This window comes from Gilvibacter sp. SZ-19 (assembly GCF_002163875.1).
Taxonomy (GTDB): domain Bacteria; phylum Bacteroidota; class Bacteroidia; order Flavobacteriales; family Flavobacteriaceae; genus Gilvibacter.
The window spans coordinates 1,472,878-1,494,388 of record NZ_CP019333.1 but is presented as its reverse complement, the minus strand read 5'-3'; the positions used below and the strand labels follow the sequence as shown (position 1 = coordinate 1,494,388).

Below are 21,511 nucleotides of genomic sequence, written 5' to 3'. Positions count from 1 at the left end.
TAGTTTGACCTAATTAGGCCAATTGCGGTTGTATTTGTTTGAGAATAGCGGCGGCCTTTGCCAAGGTTTGATCTGTTTTGGCAAAACAAAATCGCAGCATATGATCATTACGCTCCTCTTTATTAAAGACGGAGGTCGGTATAGCAGCCAAGCCGTATTCCTGTGTAAGACGGGCCGCAAAATGAATGTCCCCTTCGCTAGAAATGGCGCTGTAATCCACCATTTGAAAATAGGTTCCCCCACTGGGAACTGCCTTAAAAGCTGTGCCTTCCAATCCTTGTAAAAAGGTATCTCTTTTTTGTTGATAAAACGACCCTAAATTGGAATAATGCGACGGCTCTTCCAAATAGGTAGCCAAGGCTCTTTGTACCGGATGATTCACACTAAAGACCAAATATTGATGCACCTTACGGATCTCTTCCATTAAAGGCTTTGGAGCCAGACAATATCCGAGCTTCCAGCCCGTAGCATGAAAGGTCTTCCCAAAGGAAGCTGTGATCACCGAGCGCGCTGCCAGCCCTTCGAAACGAGCTGCACTATAATGGGTCTGACCATCAAATACAATATGTTGGTACACCTCGTCAGAGAGTACCAAAAGATCGTGTTCCACCACCAATTGCTCTAAGGCCAGCATGTCATTTTCAGACAGCAAGGTTCCACTTGGATTGTGCGGAGAATTGATAATGAGCATTCGCGTTTTGGTAGTGATGTGCTCTTTGACCAATTCCCAATCGATACGGTAAGTTGGCGCCTCTAACTGCAAGGCTACTGCTTTGGCTCCTTGGATTTCTACAGCTGGGGCGTAACAGTCATAGGCTGGTGCAAATAAGATCACCTCATCTCCTGGATGAACCAAAGCAGTTATAGCCGTATAAATTGCTTGGGTTGCTCCCGCGGTTATGGTTATTTCTGAATCAGGATCGTAATATTTGTTATGTGCTGCCTGGGTTTGAGCCGATATTTGCTCCCTAAGTGGCAAAAGTCCGGGCATAGGGGCATATTGGTTGTGACCTTCGCGCATGGCCTTTGCGACCAAATCGCTCAGAAGCGGATCGATTTCAAAGTTGGGAAAGCCTTGAGACAAATTCAAAGCTCCGTATTTGGCCGCCATAGCAGACATTACACTAAAGATACTGGTCGTTGTGTTTGGTAGTTTGGATTTCATCAGTCTAAAGATAAAACAATAAAAAACACTCAAAATACACTGTAAACTAGGTTTTTACATTCTTTTTCATATCTTTGATTTACCCAAATTTATCGATGAATTATGCATAAGTGCTACCCCGTATTGCGCTTTTGTGCCCTTGGCGTATTGCTATTTTGCCTTTCGCAGGCTACGGCACAAAACCTGACAGATGGAAAGAAACCCCTTACAGAAAGGGAGTTTCGTGCGTTGATTGACTCCTCGGATTCCTATTACTTTAATGGAAAATACAAAGAATCACTAAAGCTTAATATTACGCTTTTAGATGCTGCCAATGTATTGAAGAAACCAGAGCTTTTGCATCTGGCGTATCGCAATTTGGCCTATGATTATCTCGTAATAACAGACACGGTTAATGCAAAAGAGAGCTTTTTAAAGTCTCAGAAATACGCCATGGAAGCTAAAAATGACACTGCAGTAGCCTTGTCATATATGGATCTGGGCAATATGTATTCTACTGTAAATATCAATTATCAACTCGCCAAAAAATACCACAACCAAGCCATAGAAGGTTTTACTATGATCAAGGATTCTGTAAGACTTGCCAAAGCGCATTACAATGCCGCATTGACTGCTATGGATCTGGAAGATTATGAAGCGGCATATATTCATATTGTCAAATCTAAAGCGCTGCGGAAGCACCATGACTTCGAGTCTTTTGGTATAGGTTTAGACGGACTTTCTGCGGAATATTACTTGATTAAACAAGACTATGAAACCGCCGATCTGTATTACAATAAGGTAATAGAAGAAGCCACAGCGGCTGATCTCCCGGTCGAATTAGAATCTGCTTATTACGGTTATAGTCAAAGTCTCTTTGCGCAGCAAAGGTACAAGGAAGCCTTTGAAATGCAGGAAAAGTACAACCAGTACCTCAGCCAAAATCTAAGCGATATTGCCTCTACCGAAACAGAAATGATGGTGGCTAAATTTCAGGTGGACGAATACAAACGAGACATGAAGGCCGCTCAGTTGGAACAGCAGATGCAAGAAGAAGTGCTTACCAATAAGAACAGGCTTAACAATTACCTTATAACGCTTTCTGCCTTTTGCTTGCTTTCTATGATCTTGTTGTTTTTAGTTTCTCGAAACAGGAAGAAACTGGTTCAGGAACTCAAGATAAAGAACCGCGAATTCAAGAAAGCCAAAGAAGAATCGGAACGCATGAGCAAGGCCAAGACAAAGTTCTTTTCTACAGTAAGCCATGAATTGCGCACACCTTTATATGGAGTTATAGGTTTGAGCACGCTTTTGATGGAAGATAAATCGCTCAGCAAACACAAAAAGGACTTGAGTTTACTGAAGTTCTCTGCGGATTATCTTTTGGCCCTTATTAACGATGTGCTTCAGATAAACAAACTCGACTCCAACAGCCAACAAGACGAATACACAGTTTTTAACTTGCGCGATCTTATAGGCACACTTTCGGGTTCTTTCGAATACCTGCTCATACAAAACAAAAACAAGTTCCAATTAGAGATAGACCACGAACTGCCTACCACAGTTAGAGGAAACGCCATGCAATTGGCGCAAATTCTTATGAATCTTATCAGTAATGCCTGTAAGTTCACAGAGAACGGTACTATAACCGTCAAGGTTGTTAAAGAATCTGTAGCTGGCGAGGCCGTAAAAGCCAATTTCAGTGTGATAGACACCGGAATTGGAATTCCCGCAGAAAAACAGAACGATATCTTCGATGAATTCTCGCAAATAGGACAAGAGGAGAACTACAATTACCAAGGCACTGGACTTGGATTGCCAATTGTGAAGAAATTGTTAAACAAATCCGGAGCTAACATCCACCTGAAAAGTGAACTGGGCAAGGGCTCGGAATTCAGCTTTTCGCTGAGCTTTGAGGTGGTGCAAGAAACACCAGAAAAGGACTCCACATCTATGATCGATCCTAAGAATCTAGAAGGAAAGACCATTTTAGTGGTGGAGGATAACCGAATCAATCAGAAGGTAACTCAGAAGATCCTAGAAAAACACAAGGTGAATTGTTTTATCGCAGAAAACGGACAACAAGCAGTAGATATGACCAAAGTACAAGACTTTGATCTTATACTTATGGATATCAATATGCCGATAAAAGACGGAATTCAGGCCACCAAAGAGATACGAATGTTCAACAAGCGCATTCCTATCTTGGCCCTAACAGCTGTAGAAATAGAAGAAGTACGATTCAGTATATTCGAGGCCGGTATGAATGATATCATTGTGAAGCCTTACGACATCACAAAATTCAAGCAGACCATTCTAAAGAATATCTTCTTGCAGCGAATTCAGAATGTTTCTAATCAGCACTTACGTGCGATGTAATTAGCCTTTAACGCTAGCAGATAAGTACTCGCGGTTCATACGAGCGATGTTCTCTAAAGAGATACCTTTAGGACATTCTACCTCGCAAGCTCCGGTATTGGTACAGTTTCCGAAACCTTCTTTATCCATTTGCTCCACCATGTTCAATACGCGGCGGGTTGCCTCCACTTTACCTTGAGGCAATAAAGCATATTGGCTCACTTTAGCTGAGGTGAATAGCATAGCGCTGGCGTTCTTACAAGCCGCCACACAGGCTCCACAACCAATACAAGCCGCTGCCATAAAAGAAGCGTCTGCGTCTGCCTTTTCTACTGGAATAGCGTTAGCGTCTATGGTGTTACCTGAAGTATTTACAGAAATGTATCCTCCAGCGTGTTGAATGCGGTCAAAAGCAGAACGGTCTACCATAAGGTCTTTGATCACCGGGAATGCTTTTGCGCGGAACGGCTCGATAACAATAGTGTCACCGTCGTTGAATTTACGCATGTGCAGCTGGCAAGTAGTGATCAAACGGTCTGGCCCGTGAGGCTCTCCGTTGATCATAAGCGAACAAGATCCGCAGATCCCCTCACGACAGTCGTGATCGAATACTACAGGCTCCTCGCCTTTTTCAATGAGTTCAGTATTGAGTACGTCCAGCATTTCCAAGAAAGACATATCGCCTTCAATTCCAGAAATGGAATAGGTTTGCATGCTACCCTTGGACTGGGCATCTTTTTGTCTCCAGATCTTAAGTGTTAAGTTCATAACGGTTTATTTATAACTTCTGGTTTTAACTTCTATGTTTTCGTAGTCTAGCGATTCCTTGTGCAGAACTGCATCTGCAGGCTCGCCTTTATACTCCCAAGCTGCTACGTACATATAATTTTCGTCGTCTCTGAGGGCTTCACCCTCTTCGGTCTGATATTCTTCTCTAAAGTGACCTCCACAAGATTCGTTGCGCTCTAGTGCATCCTTGGCAAAGAGTTCTCCAAGCTCTAAAAAGTCTGCTACTCGCATGGCTTTTTCTAACTCCGGATTCATACTGTTCATCTCACCAGGTACACGAACTTCTTTCCAGAATTCTTCGCGCAGCGCTTTGATCTCTTTCATGGCTTTTTTAAGACCTTCTGCGTTACGAGACATTCCTACCTCGTTCCACATGATCTTACCCAAGCGTTTGTGGAAGTGATCTACGGATTTGGTTCCGTTGTTGTTGACCAACTTCTCCAGTGTAGTTCTCACGTTGTTCTCGGCTTCCTCAAACTCAGGTGTCTCTGTGCTGATTGGTCCGGTACGGATATCATTAGACAAATAGTCTCCTATAGTGTATGGCAATACAAAATAACCGTCTGCCAAACCTTGCATCAAAGCAGAAGCTCCTAAACGGTTCGCTCCGTGGTCTGAGAAGTTAGCCTCTCCTGCTGCATAACAACCAGGAATAGTGGTTTGCAGGTTGTAGTCCACCCAAATTCCACCCATAGTATAGTGTACTGCAGGGTAGATCATCATTGGGGTTTTATACGGATTCTCATCTACGATCTTCTCATACATCTGGAAGAGGTTTCCGTATTTGGTTTCAATGACCTTTTCTCCTAGAGCGAGCCATTCTTCTTTGGTCGGATTGTGATTTCCTTGAATAGCAGCTTGTTCTTTTCCGTAGCGCTCAATGGCCGCGGCAAAGTCCAAGTATACAGCTTCTCCAGTCTTGTTCACACCGAATCCTGCATCACAACGCTCCTTGGCTGCACGCGAAGCAACGTCACGAGGCACAAGGTTACCAAATGATGGGTATCTGCGTTCTAGATAGTAGTCGCGATCTTCTTCTTTAAGTTCTGTTGGCTTGAGCTTACCTGCGCGGATGGCTTCGGCATCTTCTTTTTTGGCAGGGACCCAAATACGTCCGTCGTTTCTCAATGATTCGGACATCAAAGTCAATTTAGACTGATGGTCTCCAGAAACTGGAATACACGTTGGGTGAATCTGCGTAAAACATGGGTTTGCAAAATAAGCACCGCGTTTGTGGATCTTCCAAGAAGCAGTTACGTTACTTCCCATGGCATTGGTTGAAAGGTAGAATACGTTTCCGTAACCACCGGTTGCGATCACTACAGCGTGTGCCGAGTGACGCTCCAATTCTCCAGTAACCAGATCACGCGCTATAATTCCGCGCGCCTTGCCGTCTACGATCACTAAGTCGAGCATTTCATGACGGTTGAACGCTTTGATCTTCCCACGGTTGATCTGACGGTTCATTGCGGAGTAAGCTCCGAGTAACAATTGCTGTCCCGTCTGACCTTTGGCATAAAAGGTACGAGAAACCAAAACCCCTCCGAAGGAACGGTTATCTAGTAGACCTCCGTACTCACGAGCAAAAGGAACTCCTTGAGCCACACATTGGTCAATGATATTTCCAGACACCTCAGCCAAACGGTATACGTTGGCTTCGCGAGAGCGATAATCCCCTCCCTTGATGGTATCGTAGAAGAGACGGTAAGTAGAGTCACCATCTCCTTGATAATTCTTAGCAGCGTTGATTCCTCCTTGGGCAGCAATTGAGTGCGCACGTCTTGGAGAATCTTGATAGCAGAAGGTCTTTACGTTGTACCCAAGCTCTGCTAGGGTAGCAGCAGCAGATCCGCCTGCCAAACCTGTTCCCACCACAATTACGTCTATATTACGCTTGTTGGCTGGGTTAACCAGGTCAATTTCATTTTTATGTTTTGTCCACTTATCGGCTAGTGGTCCTGCAGGTATATTTGAATTTAGAACTGACATATGCGATAGTATTAGTGTGGAATTTGATTAAAGTGATGGTAAAGCGCGATCACAGCAAACAACAACGGGATCACAATGGCGAAGGCTTTGGTAAATCCTTGCAAGGCCTTAGAGTATTTGTTGTTGAATCCAACCGATTGGAAGCTGGATGAGAATCCATGCCACAAGTGTACAGCTAGTAATGCGAAAGCCAATACATAAAGTCCAACGCGAACTGGGCTTTCAAACTTGTGCACTGTTTCAGCGTAGTAGCGTGTCGGATCCTCCGGATGTGTCTCGATGTATTTGTGTACGATCTCTGGCACCCAGAAATCATAAAAGTGAAGCCCTAAGAAGGCCAATACCACGATACCAGATATGATCATGTTTCTAGAAGCCCAAGATGCATTAGCGCTACCTTTGTACATGGCGTATTTGTGAGCTCTGGCACTTCTGTTCTTCATCTCTAGGACAAAGCCCATCACAAAGTGAAATACCACACCAAAGATCAGAACAGGCTGTAGTGCAAACTGCACCAAACCGTTAGTTCCCATAAAATGAGACCAGCTGTTAAAGGTGTCTGGATCCAATACGGAGGTCATATTGATCACACAGTGTTGGGTCAAGAAAACTACAAGAAACAATCCCGAAAGCGCCATGGCGACTTTACGGGCAATTGAAGAGGATAAAATTCCCATAGGATTGCGATTACTTTTTAGTGGTACAAATTTACGACACAAGGGAATCAAACCCAAGAATTAAAGTTTGATTCCCTTGTTATTTAGATTTATTTTAAATACGCTATCTACTTCAGGCTTAAGGCCGAACTGGCGGAACTTCCACCAGCCTTTATGGTAATGGTGTAGTCTCCTTTTGGCAGGTAGTATTTTCCGTTCTGAGCCGGATATACTCCTGCGGATTTATCCTTGCTGAGGGCTTTCTGGGCCTTGGAGCTCATGCTCAGGTCGTAATTCATAGTGTTGAAGCCTTTATCTGCCTGCACTTGCATACGCTGTACCTCTACACCGGCAGCATTGGTTATGGTAACAGTTGCCTTTCCTGCTGCAGGACTGTAAAAGTCCACAGTAACTTCAGGTTCAAAGGCATCGTACCACTTGCCAAAGGAAGCTCCCCAACGTCTGGAATGATTTATCGGGTCCAGGCCTTTGATCACCACACTATTCATCACGTCGGCACTGATGGCTTGCAACATAGAAACATCGGCTTTATAAATAGAGCGGCCGTGAGTACCCAAAACGAGTTCTGAAGCATCCGGATGAACAATTAGATCGTGCACCGCTACATTAGGCAATCCTTCGCTGAACGGATGCCAGCTTTGACCTCTATCCACAGAAACATAGGCCCCATTATCTGTTCCTACATACAACACATTCATATTCTTAGGATCTTCCTTGATCACATTTACCGGAGAGGCGGGCAAATTGCTGCTTATGTTCTTCCAAGTCGCTCCAAAATCTTCACTTACATACACATAAGGAGAAAAATCATCCCAACGGTAGCCGTTCAAACTTGCATAGACACGTGCTTTCTTATGCTTGGAAGCCTCTACACGAGATACCCAAAGATCATTCGGTAAACCAGAGGACACATTGGTCCAAGATCCACCTGCATCTCGGGTCAAATGGATCAATCCGTCGTCACTTCCGGTATAGATCATTCCAAACTGAAAGATCGATTCGCTTATAGTCGTCAAGGTTCCATAAGCTACATTTCCTTTTTTACCTCCAGTGGTCAGATCGCCAGAAATAGCTTCGAAATCGTCTCCTTGGTTCATAGAACGCATCAATTTGTTTCCACCCAAATACAAGATGTCTTGGTTGTGAGGAGACAACAAGATCGGTGTCTGCCAATTGAAGCGATACGGACGCTCGCCCAATTTGTGTCTTATGCTGAGTCTTTTCTGATCTCCTGTGCCCAAGTTGAGTCTAAAGTAGTTTCCGAATTGGAATCCGGTGTAAACGATATCACTGTTTCGGCTATCTACCTGGATCTGCATCCCGTCTCCACCCATGATGGATTCAAAGCCGTATTGACCGCTCGCTTGCCAGCGCGTAGATTCAGTATTGGTGCTCGAACCTTTCCAAACGCCGTTATCTTGCAAACCACCATAGACATTATAAGGCGTTTCATTGTCTACTTGGATAGCGTAGAACTGCCCTACAGAAGGACTGTTGTTCTTCATCCAGGTCTTCCCGTCGTCGTAGGAGATGTTCACTCCGCCGTCGTTTCCGTTAATTAGGTGCCCAGGTTTTTTAGGGTTGATCCAAAGTGCGTGATGATCTGAATGCACATTGTCACCACCTATGAATTTAAAGGTCTTACCTCCGTCTTTAGAGTTCAAAATAGGAACTCCGTAAACATAGATATTATCGGCATTGCTTGGATCTACATGGATCATTCCGAAGTAATATCCATAGGAGTAATAAAGATCATCTAAATAGCCTTCGTGCGTCTTTTTCCAAGTCTTTCCTCCGTTGGTGCTCTTGTAAACCTCTGCACCAATTACTGGAGTGTCAAACAACTGACTGTTGGCATCTTCCAAATAAAGTGCAAGATCCTCTGGCTCCAAACTACCAGAACGCACCATTTGTTTTACGTTACTGGCTTGGTATTGCTGCGGAAAGCGATTCTCTCTAAGAAAAGCATTGAGTTTGCTGTCTTCCAAACTTAAAAAGGCGGACTTGGCCATACCTTTAAAATCGTTCTTTGTCAAACCACCGTTACCACGACCACCTCCCATATCTGGTCTGCGATCTTGATTATCGTGTATGGCATATACGGTATTGGCATCTACAACGGAAAGTCCAATTCTACCAACTCCTTCTCCTGTTGGAAAGCCACTGTTAGGAACACTGACCTTGGTCCAAGTGTTTCCGGCATCGGTAGATTTATAAATTCCACTGCCTGCTCCGCTACCTCTAAAGTTCCAAGCTTTGCGATCCTTATCCCAGGCAGAGGCATACATATTATTGAAGTTGTTCGGGTCAACAGCCACGTCTATTATCCCTGTTTGATCGTTCACAAAAAGTACTTTGTTCCAGGTCTTACCACCGTTCACAGTTTTGAATACACCGCGCTCGGCATTGGTAGAATACAAGTGCCCTGCAACACCTACAACCACTTCATCCGGGTTGTTTGGGTTGATCAAGATCCTGCTGATGTGATGCGAATCTTTTAGACCCATATTGGTCCAGGTCTTTCCCATATCGTCAGAACGCAGCAAACCGATCCCCGCATAAGAAGAACGGGAAGCATTGACCTCTCCAGTCCCCACCCATAGGGTACCGTTTTTCCAATCGACTGCAATATCCCCGACATTTTGCGTAGGACTGTTATCTAGCACTGGCGAGAATGAGATCCCATTGTTGTTGGTGTACCAAACACCGCCGCTAGCGTAGCCTACGTAAAACTCGGTAGGATCGTTTGGATTAACGGCTAAGTCAACTACTCGACCACTCATGACCGTAGGGCCAATGTTGGTAAATGGCAGGTTCTTAACTAATGAAGTTTCCGTGAGTTGCGCTTTGGCTTGGATACCGGCTTCTACTTGAGCAGCAGAAGTGGCCGGGGTTTGCGCGTTTAGAAAACTAAAACTGAGCATTCCCAGCGCGAGAAGGTAGTGTCGCATTTTTATCAATGGTTGGTTAATGAACTAATTCAGAACGTTAAATTACGACTTCGGGCTCCCAGCACAAAAATTTTAGATGAAGTTTAACATCAGGCTTAAGCCTTTTAAACGCTTAGATTTTGCTACTTTTAGGGCTCAATTAGAAGATCATGAAATACCATCCGATAGACAACAGCTTATACATTCACAACCGCAAGAACTTTATGGCAGCGATGAAGCCTAAGAGTATTGCGGTCTTTAACAGTAATGACATTTACCCTGTAAGCGCAGATAGCACTATGCCTTTTAATCAGCATAGAGACATTTTGTTTTTAAGCGGAGTGGATCAGGAAGAAAGTATTCTTTTGTTGTTTCCGGATGCTGTAGAGGAAAAACACCGCGAGGTTTTATTCTTACGAGAGACCAACGCTCACATTGCCGTCTGGGAAGGTGAAAAACTCACTAAGGAAAAAGCTTTCGAGACCTCTGGGATCAAGACGGTTTATTGGCTGCAAGACTTTGACAAGATCTTCTTTGAACTTATGACTCAGGCGGAATGTATCTATTTCAATACGAACGAACACTACCGTCAGGCCGTTGAGACCCAAACCCGTGAGGATCGTTTTATCGCCAAGACCAAGGCGCAGTTCCCAGCACATACCTGGGCCAAAGCAAACCCAATTTTGCAGCGCTTGCGCTCGGTAAAACATCAGATCGAATTGGACTTGATGCAAACAGCTTGTAACATCACAGAAAAAGGATTTCGTCGTGTTTTGGATTTTGTAAAACCAGGAGTTTGGGAGTATGAGATCGAAGCAGAATACATGCACGAATTCCTCAGAAACAGATCTAAAGGATTTGCTTACACACCTATCATTGCTAGCGGGAACAACGCCAATGTATTGCACTATATAGAGAACAATCAGCAGTGTAAGGATGGTGATCTTATCTTAATGGATGTAGGCGCAGAATACGCCAACTACAGCAGTGATATGACTAGAACCATCCCAGTAAATGGTCGTTTTACAGACCGCCAAAAAGCAGTCTACAATGCAGTTAATCGTGTAAAGGACGAAGCCACAGCCATGCTGGTACCTGGCACACTCTGGAAGGAATATCATGTAGAGGTTGGCAAACTTATGACTTCGGAGCTTTTAGGCTTAGGTCTAATCGACAAAGCTGATGTGCAGAACGAGAACCCAGATTGGCCGGCTTACAAGAAATACTTCATGCACGGAACTTCGCACCATATTGGTCTTGATACGCATGATTATGGTATTCTTTGGGAGCCCATGACCGCCAATATGGTCTTTACCGTTGAGCCTGGAATCTACATTCCGGAAGAAGGTTTCGGCGTGCGTTTAGAAGATGATGTGGTAGTTCAAGAAAAGGGGGCACCGCATAATCTGATGGGCAATATTCCTATTGAGGTTGAGGAGATCGAGGAGCTTATGAATTCTTGATTTATTTTTATGCTCATCTCTTTTGTGAGGTAGATTAGCAATTATTTTGCCACTAGATATGAGGTGAACTTCCCAGTTCTTTCAATAATCGTAATTGAAATAAAAAGTGGATTTTGTCCTTAGGGGCCCAAACCCCTCCCCACAATAAATTACCAATTGTTTGAGGTTTTTCAAACAGTCAGCAACTCAGATTCATAAATCTGCGCAAATTTTGCTCAACTTTTTCTATCTCAAAGCTGTCAGCGACGACTCCAGTTAATCCTCTGGCCTATAGGTCCATTGTGGAGCCGACTGCCAAACAATATTGATGATCTTCCAGGCTCCGTCCTTTTTAACCAGATTCAGATAGTCAATACCCCAAGAAGCCGTAACCTTTGTTATCGCGATCTTATCGTTGACCTCTAGAACCTCAACCTCTCGAATCGCTTGAGCATCTTTGGGAATAGGCCTTTCTTTTAATCGTTTAGAAAGATCTATCACGGCCTCAAAAGGCAATTCTCTGTTACCGGAATAAGCTTTCTTTTCTTCATTAAAACGCCAACCAACTTTGCGAAGACTTTTATCTATATAGGTGTAAGCCAAGGCTGTGTCACCTTTGTAAAAGATATCAATATAACCTTCTGAAGCTGCGATAACATCATCGAGATCTTTCTTATAATCCTGTGCAAATGATATTGTAGTAAGACAAAATGCAAATAAGAAGAGTAGTTTCTTCATGACCTTAAATTTTTAGCTGAGAGAATAGAAGTTATTTAATCTATTCAAACTGAAGTGAAAATTAACCATTTTTGTGACTGTTTGAAGCCTTTTTTGCGGTGCATAGCAGCGCTACGAACCAATAAAAAGGCAAAGAACAGGTGCGGAAAGGGTAATTTTTTAACCAGTATTGAATGGGTTAAATAGCTTCAAAATAAGGTACAAAAAAAGCCTCTCAAAAAATGAGAGGCTCATCTGAACTAAATACTACCAGACCTTAGAGGTTCAAGACACAGTTGTCTGCACCTGCAAAGTCGTTCCACTGGTATGCATCGGCTTGTTCGTCGTTGGCGTAAGCGCCATCGATCCAATAACGAAACTCATAAGAGGCACCTTTATCTAGATTCACAGTTCCTTTAAAGGTTCCGTTCTTTAGTTTCTTTAGCGGAGTGGCTTCTTGATTCCACTCGTTGAAGGAACCAACTACTTTTACTTCGTTGGCCTCTTCTGCTGGTACAGTAAAGGTCACTTTACATACCGGCTTTGATTTTAAAAATTGCTTTGTAATAGCCATAATGGGTGTTTTTGCTAACGGGGTAAATGTAGCCAAGGACAATTAGCTTGCAAATCAAATCAAAGGGGAATTCACAAGAATTATCAGATTCCCAATTTTAAGTCGGTCTGAGAAAAAAATTTCAAATTTTACAGGCGCTTAATTGTGATATCCGCAGCTTTTATTCTTCTTTTTAACTGCTGATTTTAAGCAGATTAACTACTACAACGATTTCGAAAAATCACCAAAATGTTAAGAAAGTATTGATTTCGGCAGATAGACGTCAATCCGCAGCTCGTGGAAACAAAAAATTGGCAAAAACAAAGGTTAACAAAGCGGGTAAGACCCAACCCAAACTGAATTGTGAAAGAGGAATCCAAGCCAAAGAATTGCCAAGGGCTTCTGCCCCCCAAATACCGGAAATCACATCTGGCATACTGAACAAGAAGGTCACTAAAGCAACTGCCTTGAATACTTTCGCAGAGCCATAGCGATCGGGCAAGGCATTGAGCACAATCAAAACTATGGTAAGCGGATAAATAAAAGCAAGTACAGGTATGGCCACCACTATTATAGAGTGGAAGTCTAACTGTCCAATGACCACCCCAAGCACACAGCCAATTACAGCAGTGAGTTTGTAAACTCGGGTGGACTCATTAAAGACCCCTTTAAAGTAATCTGCCGCGCCGGCAATGATCCCTACTGCGGTGGTAAAACAGGCCAAAGCTAAAAGCAGGCTCAAAAGCGTATTGGCCTGAGCCCCTAAAGTTCCCTGTATGATACCTCTTAAAAGGGTTGCCCGTTGCATAGTGCTGCTCATTGCATCGGCACCTAAGATGTCATTGCCATAATAAGCTCCGGCAGCAACCAATCCGGCATACATGACCAACAAGCCTAATCCCGCAATTAGCCCAGCTTTCCAAATGAGCTGCTTTTTAAATTCGTAATTGGTATGTCCTCTAAGATTCAAAGAGATGATAATTACCGCTCCCACCACTGCGGCTCCGATGGCATCAAAAGTCTGATAGCCTTCCAGCACTCCTGTAGTTAGAGGGGAAAGGTCTGTGGCCTCATGCACTATTGCTTCACTGGCAAACATCCCTATTCCGATCACTGCCAAAAGCATAATCACAATGAGTGGCGTGAGATACTTACCGATAATACTCATGATCTTACTTCGGTTCAGCACAAAGACCAGAACCAGGGCAAAATAAATAGCACTGGTAAGCCAAGAAGGAGTTTCAAAAAGCGGGTATACGGCAATCTCATGCGTTGCGGCCGCAGTTCTAGGTGCAGGAATTGCAATAGAGATGGCGTAAACCACTATACAAAAGATAACACTGAAAAGTGGCGAGACCTTTTTGCCAAAATCATACATAGTGCCTTGCAACTTGGCATGGGCGTATATACCTATAATAGGAATTAGTACGGCGGTAATGGCAAAGCCTAGGACAACAATAGGCCAATCACCAGCTGCCTTGTACCCCAAAAGCGGAGGTAATAATAAGTTGCCTGCTCCAAAAAAGAGGGCAAAAAGGGCAAAGGCCGTAAGCAGTAATTCTTTAGATTTGCTCATCGTTTAGCTAGCGCATCCCAAGATACACATTATGACCAAGCCCCAAAATTCAGAACTGCTTTTTTATACGGACCAAGGTCAAGGAGAAGTAGTGGTGCTTTTACACGGTTTTTTAGAAGACCACAGCATGTGGGATAAGTTTGTCACCTCCTTAGCAAAATCATCTAGAGTGATCTGCATTGATCTTCCGGGACATGGTAAAAGTCGATTGAGCCTGGAGTCTCGAATGGAGTCTTTTACTGCGGATGTATTTCAAGTATTGGACGCAATAGGTGTAAAAACTTTTAAACTCATAGGCCATTCCATGGGAGGATATGTAGCCTTAAGTATGGCGAAAATGCAACCGGATAGGGTTTTACGACTCGGATTGCTCAACAGTACTTGGAAAGCAGATTCGCAGGAGCGTAAAGAAAAACGCAGACAAGCCATTGAGGTGATTCGCCAAGATCCGCAGCTATTTGTCAAAACCGTAGTCCCTAGTTTGTTCCCGCCAAAAGCACAACAAAAGCTAAAACCAATAATAGAAGACCTTATTAATAAGGCTTGCACCATGTCGTCTGAGGCCATTATTGCTGCTACTCAGGCCATGATACACAGAGAAGATCACGGTCTTTTGTTTCAAAACCTTGGTAAAAATGGCTATCTCCTTGTTGGTCAAGAAGATCCTTTGGTCGATGTAAACGAACTTATATCGGCCGCAAAGGCTAATAAAAATCAGACTGAAATACTTGAAACCGGACATATGAGTCCCTTTGAAAACATCGATAAAGTGCTAATTTTCTTAACAAAATTCATTTTATAGTGCATTTCATCGATTTTTTTATGCTTTTTATCGTGTTTTTTGCATTAATTCCTATATTTCCTATCCCCAATGCTAAACACTATGAATGCAACTACCATCAAAACTACCGCCCTTGGACGGCTACGTTGCAAAACGTTTGGTCACCATTTTGTCGTAAAACAAAAGGTAACCGATTCCGTTAGCGAGTATTGCTGTACCCATTGTAAAGAAGAATTTACAACCAATTCCCAGGGAAAACTGGAAAGACTAACTAATAAGACTCGAGAGATCAACGAGTGCTTGCGCGATTTTTTTATCAGACGCGCCAAATACCGATTACCCAACGTAACCCATTAACCTACTTATGTTTTCAAAATTCCTCCGCTGTAAACTTACCGGCCACAGACTAGAACTCACCGCCAATCATCACTTTCAAATCAACGAATACCGTTGTAAACGTTGTCATAAGGAGTTTACAGACGACGGCTATGGACAAAAGGTTCCGCTAACCGAATATTGGAAACAGACCAACAACAGGTTTAAGTCCTATTTGAACGAGATCTATTCCTGATCGGATTCTTTATTAAAGGCGTTCCAGCCTCGAGCTACAATTGGTATCTTGGTGTTTGCTCTTGTAATTAAGTGAATACCTTCAGTGGCCGGAGTCATATGTCCTATAACGGTCAAATTTGGGTTACCCTTTATCTTATCAAAATCCGAAGTAGGAATGGTAAAGAGCAATTCGTAATCTTCTCCTCCGTTTAGCGCCATAGTGGTGCTGTCTACTTCAAATTCTTCGCAAACCGAAATGAACTGCGGATCTAGTGGCAATTTATCTTCGTACAAATTACACCCAACTTCGCTCTGCTTACACAAATGCAAGATCTCTGACGACAGGCCATCACTCACGTCGATCATTGCCGTGGGTTTTACTTCTAAGGCTTTAAGAAGTGCAGGAATATCCTTGCGAGCTTCCGGTTTTAGTTGTCGCTCCAATAAATAGGTATAGTTTTCCAAGTCGGGTTGTGAGTTGGGGTTCACCTTGAAAACCTCTTTTTCTCGCTCCAATATTTGCAAGCCCATATAAGCCGCACCAATATCACCTGTAACTACTAAGAGATCGTTTTCTTTAGCTCCGCTGCGGAGTACAGCCTCATCCTTTGCCACTGCACCAATGGCTGTCACCGAAATGATCAGTCCCGTCACCGAGCTGGTCGTATCTCCACCAATCAGATCAACCTTATAAATATCACAAGCCGTCTTTATTCCGGCGTAAAGTTCTTCAAGTGCTTCAACCGGGAAGCGATTAGATACCGCAATAGATACCGTAATCTGCTTGGCAGCTGCATTCATGGCATAAACATCGGAAAGGTTCACAATGACCGCCTTGTATCCCAAATGCTTGAGCGGCATATAGCTCAGATCAAAATGAACACCTTCTACCAACAGATCAGTGGTCACCACCAGCTGCTCATCCGCAGCAATTATAGCTGCATCATCGCCTATACCTTTAACGGTGGTTTTGTGCTGAATTTCAAAATGTTTGGTCAAGTGATCTATGAGTCCAAATTCTCCAAATTCAGATAATGGAGTGCGCGATTCGTCCTTGTTTTTTAACATGCCAAATACCCTTAAGTATGTTGATTATCTTTAATTTGCAAAGGTATGGTAACTTTAAAGACTAAACTAGTATTTGGGGGCTTTATGGCAATGGTTCTCTGCTGCCTGATGTACAGTTGCGCTTCTGACGATGGAGGCCTTCCGGACCCAGTTACTACAGAAAATGACACTAATGACGACCCTGTTGATGACGGCCCTAGCATTATAGGATTTTTGGCCTGCGATGGCGGCCAAGCCGGCTCTTATCCGTGTAACGGCATAGACCTGATGAGCCAGATTCCACTAGAGATCTTCACCGCCCTTCGCGGCAACGATTCTTGGGGCTGGGTAGACCCTACAACAGGCCGCGAATACGCCCTTATGGGCCTTAACAACGGAACTGCATTTGTAGATATTACTAGTCCATCGAATCCTGTATATCTGGGTAAGTTGCCCTCTGCAACCTCATCCAGTAATTGGAGAGACATCAAAACCTATAACAATCACGCTTTTATTGTTGCAGAAGCAGAAGGCCATGGCATGCAGGTCTTTGATCTGACTCGACTTCGCGATGTAACAACTGCTCCAGAGACGTTTACTGCGGATGCTGTGTTGGGCGAGTTTGGCAGTGCTCACAATATTGTGATCAATGAAGATTCAGGTTACGCTTATATAGTAGGCGCCAGTAGTTTTGAAGGTGGGCCTTTATTTGTCAACATACAAGATCCGATCAACCCTGTGGTAGAAGGTGGCTACGCGGATGGTAATTATACACACGATGCTCAGGTGGTAACTTACAATGGTCCAGACACCGAACACCTAGGCAAAGAGATATTCATAGGAAGTAACGAGGATCAGATCGTTATCGTAGATATTACGGACAAAGCCAATCCTATTGCTCTGGCCAGTAGCGAATATTCTAATGTTGGCTACACGCATCAAGGTTGGTTTACAGAAGATCAACGCTACTTTTTATTGGGAGATGAGCTGGATGAGATCCAAATAGGCAATCGCAGCAGAACCATAGTTTTTGACTTTTCCGATCTGGATGCTCCCGTGGTACACACTACATATTTGGGCCCGACCTTTGCCATAGACCACAACGGTTATGTGCAGAACAACGATTTCTATTTGGCCAACTATACTGCGGGAATGCGCCTTATTGACATCAGCGATATAGCTGCGACAAATCTTACAGAAGTAGCTTTTTTTGACACCTACCCAGACAATGACGACACCTCTTTTAACGGCGTCTGGAGTGTATATCCTTATTTGCCATCTGGAAATGTCATTGTAAGCGATATCACTGGAGGCCTCTTTATTGTTGCAAGACAGTAGGGTAAGACCCGACTAAATTGTTTTAACTTAGCATACTAATTGCTATTTGATGAAAAAGATATTACTCGCGCTGCTTTTTATAAGCTCTAATTTACTTGTGGCTCAGATTCCTTGTGAATCGGGTACCGCCGACGGCTTCCCTTGTCAAGGTCTGGACCTAATGGACCGTATTCCCCTTGAAACATTTGACGCTTTTTTAGCCAATGACAACTGGGGTTGGACAGATACCGAAACTGGCAAGGAATACGCTTTGATTGGACTTAGCAATGGAACCGCTTTTGTAGATATTTCAGACCCTTTGGATGTGGTTTATTTAGGTAAGCTTCCCACTTTTACCGAATCCAGCATTTGGCGCGATATTAAGGTATACCAAAACTTCGCTTTTATTGTCAGCGAGGCCGACGATCACGGCATGCAGGTCTTTGACCTAACTCGTCTGAGAACCGTTAGTAGCCCGCCAGTGACATTTGACCAGGACGCTCATTATAGCGGATTTGGAAGCGCCCATAATATCGCTATAAACGAAGATACCGGATTTGCTTACGCCATTGGAACCGACACTTTTGGCGGTGGAATACATATGGTGAACATTCAAACACCATTGAGTCCTCAATTTGCAGGTGGATTTGCAGATAGCGGCTATAGTCACGACGCCCAAATTGTGACTTACACCGGGCCGGACACGGAACATATAGGAAAAGAGCTCTTTTTTGGTAGCAATGAGGACGTGGTGGTCATAGTAGATGTGACAGACAAAGACAATCCAAGTATGTTGTCTATGGTAGATTACAGCGACACTGGATATACCCACCAAGGCTGGCTTACAGAAGATCAACGCTATTTTCTTTTGGCCGATGAGGTTGACGAGATCATCTTCGGATTCGAGACCAAAACCATAATATTCGATGTTTCAGATCTGGACAACCCGGAATTCGCCTTCAACTATTTTAGTCAAAACTCCGCCACCGACCACAACGGCTATGTGGTAGGAGATCAGTTCTATTTGGCCAGTTATCGCGCAGGTTTGCGCGTGTTAGATATCTCCGGAATTGACTCGGGAACTGTTGTGGAATCTCATTATTTTGACACTTGGCCAAGCAGTGACAACGCAGGAACTGGTGCTGGCTCTTGGAACGTTTATCCCTTTTTTGAAAGTGGGAACATCGTAGTTTCAGATCAAGATAACGGTTTCTTTTTGGTGAGAGACAACAGTGTTTTAAGTACTGCGGAAGCAGAAATATTAGAAGCGATCGCCTATCCGAATCCAATGGAAGATCAACTCAATATTCAATTTACAGCCCCTATCTCGTCCATTAAGATATACAACCTGGCAGGTCAGTTGGTAAAGAAGCTGGATTCGAATGCGAATGCAACGACAATTAACCTAGATGTTAGCCAACTTGCTGCTGGTTTTTACAGCTTGCAGATCAATAATACCGTCACACAAAAACTCATTAAACGCTAATGCCAAGTCGCTTTTGGTACATATTATTATTGCTTCTAAGTCTATCAGCTTGTTCTGAATCTGACTTGCCGGCAGACAATACCGATGACGGTAGCCAAACCGATGACACTACAGACGATACAGGTCAAACTGCAGATTTTGAAGGAGTTGTAGACTGGCTTTTCACTTATGGAGGCTCTGGAGATGATGTGGCCAATGCTGTAGTGCGCACTGCAGATGGGGGTTTCGCTGTATTGGGCTATACGCAAAGCACCGATGGCGACATTACTGACAAAACAGCCACGGATAGCGACTATTGGGTACTCCGTTTGGACCCTACAGGAAACATTTTATGGAGCCGCACTTATGGAGGCTCCGCAGACGACCGTGGCGCAGACATCATTAACACCCAAGATGGTGGCTTTGCCTTAGTTGGTTTTAGCCGATCTAGCGATGGAGATGCAACGGCAAATGCCGGATTTCAAGACTATTGGATAGTAAAACTCTCGTCTTCCGGAGACTTGCAATGGCAGCAGAGTTATGGTTTTGCAGGTAGTGATCAGGCAAGTTCGGTGATTCAGACTGCAGACGGAGGATATTTTGTAAGCGGATTTTTAGACATCACCGCTAGTGGCGGAGCCGGAAACGACGGTTTTGCTAGTGGAGTTGCTGTTACCCCTAAACACGGCGTGGGCGAATTTTGGGGCATGCGTCTGGATTCCAATGGAGATCTTATTTGGAGACGCTTTTTTGGTGGAACCAATAATGATAGAAGCTATCAGGTATTACAAACCCAAGACGGAGGGTTTTTAATGACGGGCGCTTCAGAGAGTGATGATTTTGACGTTTCCAACCCCAAGGGCAGTTATGACTTTTGGGCTGTCCGAATTAGTGATAGTGGCGACCTGCTTTGGGAGAAATCCTTTGGAGGTTCGGAGATCGATATTGCCTACGGATTGGTACAATCCGCAGCGGGCAACTACGTTATGGTAGGAGACAGTCGTTCTACTGATGGCGATGTTTCTGCACCAAAAGGCAACGCAGACCTATGGGCTGTAGCCTTTGACGATAGTGGTAATTTTCTTTGGGAAGAAAGCTACGGAGGCAGTTTGTTTGAATCGGCGAGGTCGGTAAACCAAATGCTAGACGGAGAACTCCTAATGGTAGGAACCAGTCGTAGCAGTGACGGGCAAGTTGGAACCAACCAAGGTCAGAACGATGCCTGGGTTATCATGACCACCATTAACGGAGATCTGCTATGGCAAGATAGTATTGGTGGCTCCGGAGTTGAATTGTTCAACGACTGCAGCCCAGCAGATGCACGCAGTTTTGTTGCGGTAGGTGACACTGATAGTTCAGATGGCGACATCAGTTTAAACAAAGGCGGGAAAGACGCCTTGATCGTAAAGTATAAGTAAATGAAAAAGTTATTCCTGCTCACTTTGACCATTGGCTTGTTGTGGAGCTGTAAGTCTGACGACACTGAGGCGCTTCCCGGAGAGGTCAACCTTATCTTTAAGAATCAAGTTGCAGGCAGCGATCTGATCTTAGATTCTCAAAATTACGTCAATGCCTCCTCAGAAGTATATCGCGTGAGTGAGTTAAAGTATATCATCAGCAATATTGTTTTAATCGGTGCCAATGGACAAGAGTACACCGTGCCGCAAAACGAGAGTTATTTTGTGATCAATCAGGCAGATAATGCTAGCAAGAACGTAACCCTTGCCAATGTGGACGGTAGAAAATACACTAAGATTCGATTCGGATTTGGCGTGGATCAGTCCAACTATCCCCTTAATGGAATAAACAACTTTATCCCAACAGCAGAAGAAACAGACATGCTCTGGGCTTGGTCCGCAGGTTATAAATTCATCAAATTCGAGGGTGATTATGACGCTGGAACCACCAAGAATGCACCATTTTTGATACACGTTGGATCTCACGGAACAACTTTAGACAATTACAAGACCATAGAACTAGACCTTTCCGAAGATATCACGGTGAACGACAACACACTAAATATTAACCTCATCTTTGATGTGGCTCGTATTTTTGATGCCGGACTGCAGTCCTTTTCACTTCAAGAGAAAGACGATATTCAAGTGGATCCTGTCTACGCACCTATCATAGCCAGCAATATTGCAACCGCCTTTTCTGTAGAATAATTGTGATTA

The 21,511-nt window shown here is 43.8% G+C and carries 17 protein-coding genes; 8 read left to right on the top strand and 9 right to left on the bottom strand.

The genetic code is table 11. The annotated features are described in order from the left end of the window. Window positions 1-13: 13 nt before the first annotated feature. The gene (locus BTO09_RS06845; RefSeq protein ID WP_087524065.1) at window positions 14-1,165 is read right to left on the bottom strand and encodes a methionine aminotransferase; all 1,152 of its coding nucleotides are present in this window, start codon (window positions 1,163-1,165) and stop codon (window positions 14-16) included. A gap of 102 nt (window positions 1,166-1,267) precedes the next feature. Here BTO09_RS06845 and BTO09_RS06840 point away from each other — a divergent pair, with 102 nt between their 5' ends. Next, window positions 1,268-3,523 carry a response regulator gene (locus tag BTO09_RS06840; protein WP_087524064.1) on the top strand — a complete coding sequence of 752 codons (2,256 nt, stop codon included), beginning with the start codon at window positions 1,268-1,270 and terminating at the stop codon, window positions 3,521-3,523. Here the strand turns inward: BTO09_RS06840 and BTO09_RS06835 are convergent, their stop codons facing one another. The 4 genes from BTO09_RS06835 to BTO09_RS06820 all read right to left on the bottom strand — a co-directional run bounded on the left by BTO09_RS06835 (window position 3,524) and on the right by BTO09_RS06820 (window position 9,908). Next, window positions 3,524-4,270, bottom strand: a complete 747-nt coding sequence (locus tag BTO09_RS06835) for a succinate dehydrogenase/fumarate reductase iron-sulfur subunit (protein WP_087524063.1) — start codon at window positions 4,268-4,270, stop codon at window positions 3,524-3,526. 6 nt (window positions 4,271-4,276) lie between these two features. Further along, window positions 4,277-6,280: a fumarate reductase/succinate dehydrogenase flavoprotein subunit gene (locus BTO09_RS06830; RefSeq protein WP_087524062.1), complete on the bottom strand. Its 2,004-nt coding sequence runs from the start codon at window positions 6,278-6,280 to the stop codon at window positions 4,277-4,279. An 11-nt stretch (window positions 6,281-6,291) separates the two neighbouring features. Then, window positions 6,292-6,957 carry a succinate dehydrogenase cytochrome b subunit gene (locus BTO09_RS06825; protein WP_087524061.1) on the bottom strand — a complete coding sequence of 222 codons (666 nt, stop codon included), beginning with the start codon at window positions 6,955-6,957 and terminating at the stop codon, window positions 6,292-6,294. 107 nt (window positions 6,958-7,064) lie between these two features. Then, a complete protein-coding gene (locus BTO09_RS06820) occupies window positions 7,065-9,908 on the bottom strand; it encodes a glycosyl hydrolase (RefSeq protein ID WP_087524060.1) in 2,844 nt (947 codons plus the stop codon). A gap of 149 nt (window positions 9,909-10,057) precedes the next feature. Here BTO09_RS06820 and BTO09_RS06815 point away from each other — a divergent pair, with 149 nt between their 5' ends. After that, a complete protein-coding gene (locus BTO09_RS06815; protein ID WP_087524059.1) occupies window positions 10,058-11,350 on the top strand; it encodes an aminopeptidase P family protein in 1,293 nt (430 codons plus the stop codon). A gap of 255 nt (window positions 11,351-11,605) precedes the next feature. Here BTO09_RS06815 and BTO09_RS06810 read toward each other — a convergent pair whose 3' ends face one another. The 3 genes from BTO09_RS06810 to BTO09_RS06800 all read right to left on the bottom strand — a co-directional run bounded on the left by BTO09_RS06810 (window position 11,606) and on the right by BTO09_RS06800 (window position 14,175). Then, window positions 11,606-12,067, bottom strand: a complete 462-nt coding sequence (locus BTO09_RS06810) for a nuclear transport factor 2 family protein (protein ID WP_087524058.1) — start codon at window positions 12,065-12,067, stop codon at window positions 11,606-11,608. A gap of 256 nt (window positions 12,068-12,323) precedes the next feature. After that, a complete protein-coding gene (locus BTO09_RS06805; RefSeq protein WP_087524057.1) occupies window positions 12,324-12,620 on the bottom strand; it encodes an isoamylase early set domain-containing protein in 297 nt (98 codons plus the stop codon). Between the two features lie 262 nt (window positions 12,621-12,882). Further along, window positions 12,883-14,175 carry a branched-chain amino acid transport system II carrier protein gene (locus tag BTO09_RS06800; RefSeq protein ID WP_087524056.1) on the bottom strand — a complete coding sequence of 431 codons (1,293 nt, stop codon included), beginning with the start codon at window positions 14,173-14,175 and terminating at the stop codon, window positions 12,883-12,885. A gap of 31 nt (window positions 14,176-14,206) precedes the next feature. Here BTO09_RS06800 and BTO09_RS06795 point away from each other — a divergent pair, with 31 nt between their 5' ends. Further along, window positions 14,207-14,977, top strand: coding sequence for an alpha/beta fold hydrolase (locus tag BTO09_RS06795; RefSeq protein WP_087524055.1), 771 nt, complete (start codon window positions 14,207-14,209; stop codon window positions 14,975-14,977). Between the two features lie 343 nt (window positions 14,978-15,320). After that, on the top strand, window positions 15,321-15,527 hold the full coding sequence (locus tag BTO09_RS06785; RefSeq protein WP_087524054.1) for a DUF1660 family phage protein: 207 nt from the start codon (window positions 15,321-15,323) through the stop codon (window positions 15,525-15,527). On the opposite strand, the gene thiL is transcribed toward BTO09_RS06785, so the two are convergent. Beyond that, window positions 15,518-16,576: a thiamine-phosphate kinase gene (gene thiL / locus BTO09_RS06780; RefSeq protein ID WP_087524053.1), complete on the bottom strand. Its 1,059-nt coding sequence runs from the start codon at window positions 16,574-16,576 to the stop codon at window positions 15,518-15,520. The two genes, BTO09_RS06785 and thiL, sit on opposite strands and share 10 nt — an antisense overlap. Window positions 16,577-16,621: 45 nt before the next feature. On the opposite strand from thiL, the gene BTO09_RS06775 reads away from it, so the two are divergent. From BTO09_RS06775 to BTO09_RS06760, 4 genes are read left to right on the top strand one after another with little or no spacing between them, the layout of a single operon-like run. Continuing rightward, complete coding sequence (locus tag BTO09_RS06775) at window positions 16,622-17,893, top strand: choice-of-anchor B family protein (protein ID WP_232455000.1); 1,272 nt, start codon at window positions 16,622-16,624, stop codon at window positions 17,891-17,893. 49 nt (window positions 17,894-17,942) lie between these two features. Then, the gene (locus BTO09_RS06770) at window positions 17,943-19,358 is read left to right on the top strand and encodes a choice-of-anchor B family protein (protein ID WP_087524051.1); all 1,416 of its coding nucleotides are present in this window, start codon (window positions 17,943-17,945) and stop codon (window positions 19,356-19,358) included. Continuing rightward, window positions 19,358-20,755 (top strand): hypothetical protein, encoded by a 1,398-nt coding sequence (locus BTO09_RS06765; protein WP_087524050.1) that lies wholly within the window; start codon window positions 19,358-19,360, stop codon window positions 20,753-20,755. The genes BTO09_RS06770 and BTO09_RS06765 overlap by 1 nt, the downstream gene beginning before the upstream one ends. After that, complete coding sequence (locus tag BTO09_RS06760; protein ID WP_087524049.1) at window positions 20,756-21,502, top strand: MbnP family protein; 747 nt, start codon at window positions 20,756-20,758, stop codon at window positions 21,500-21,502. Window positions 21,503-21,511 lie beyond the last annotated feature (9 nt).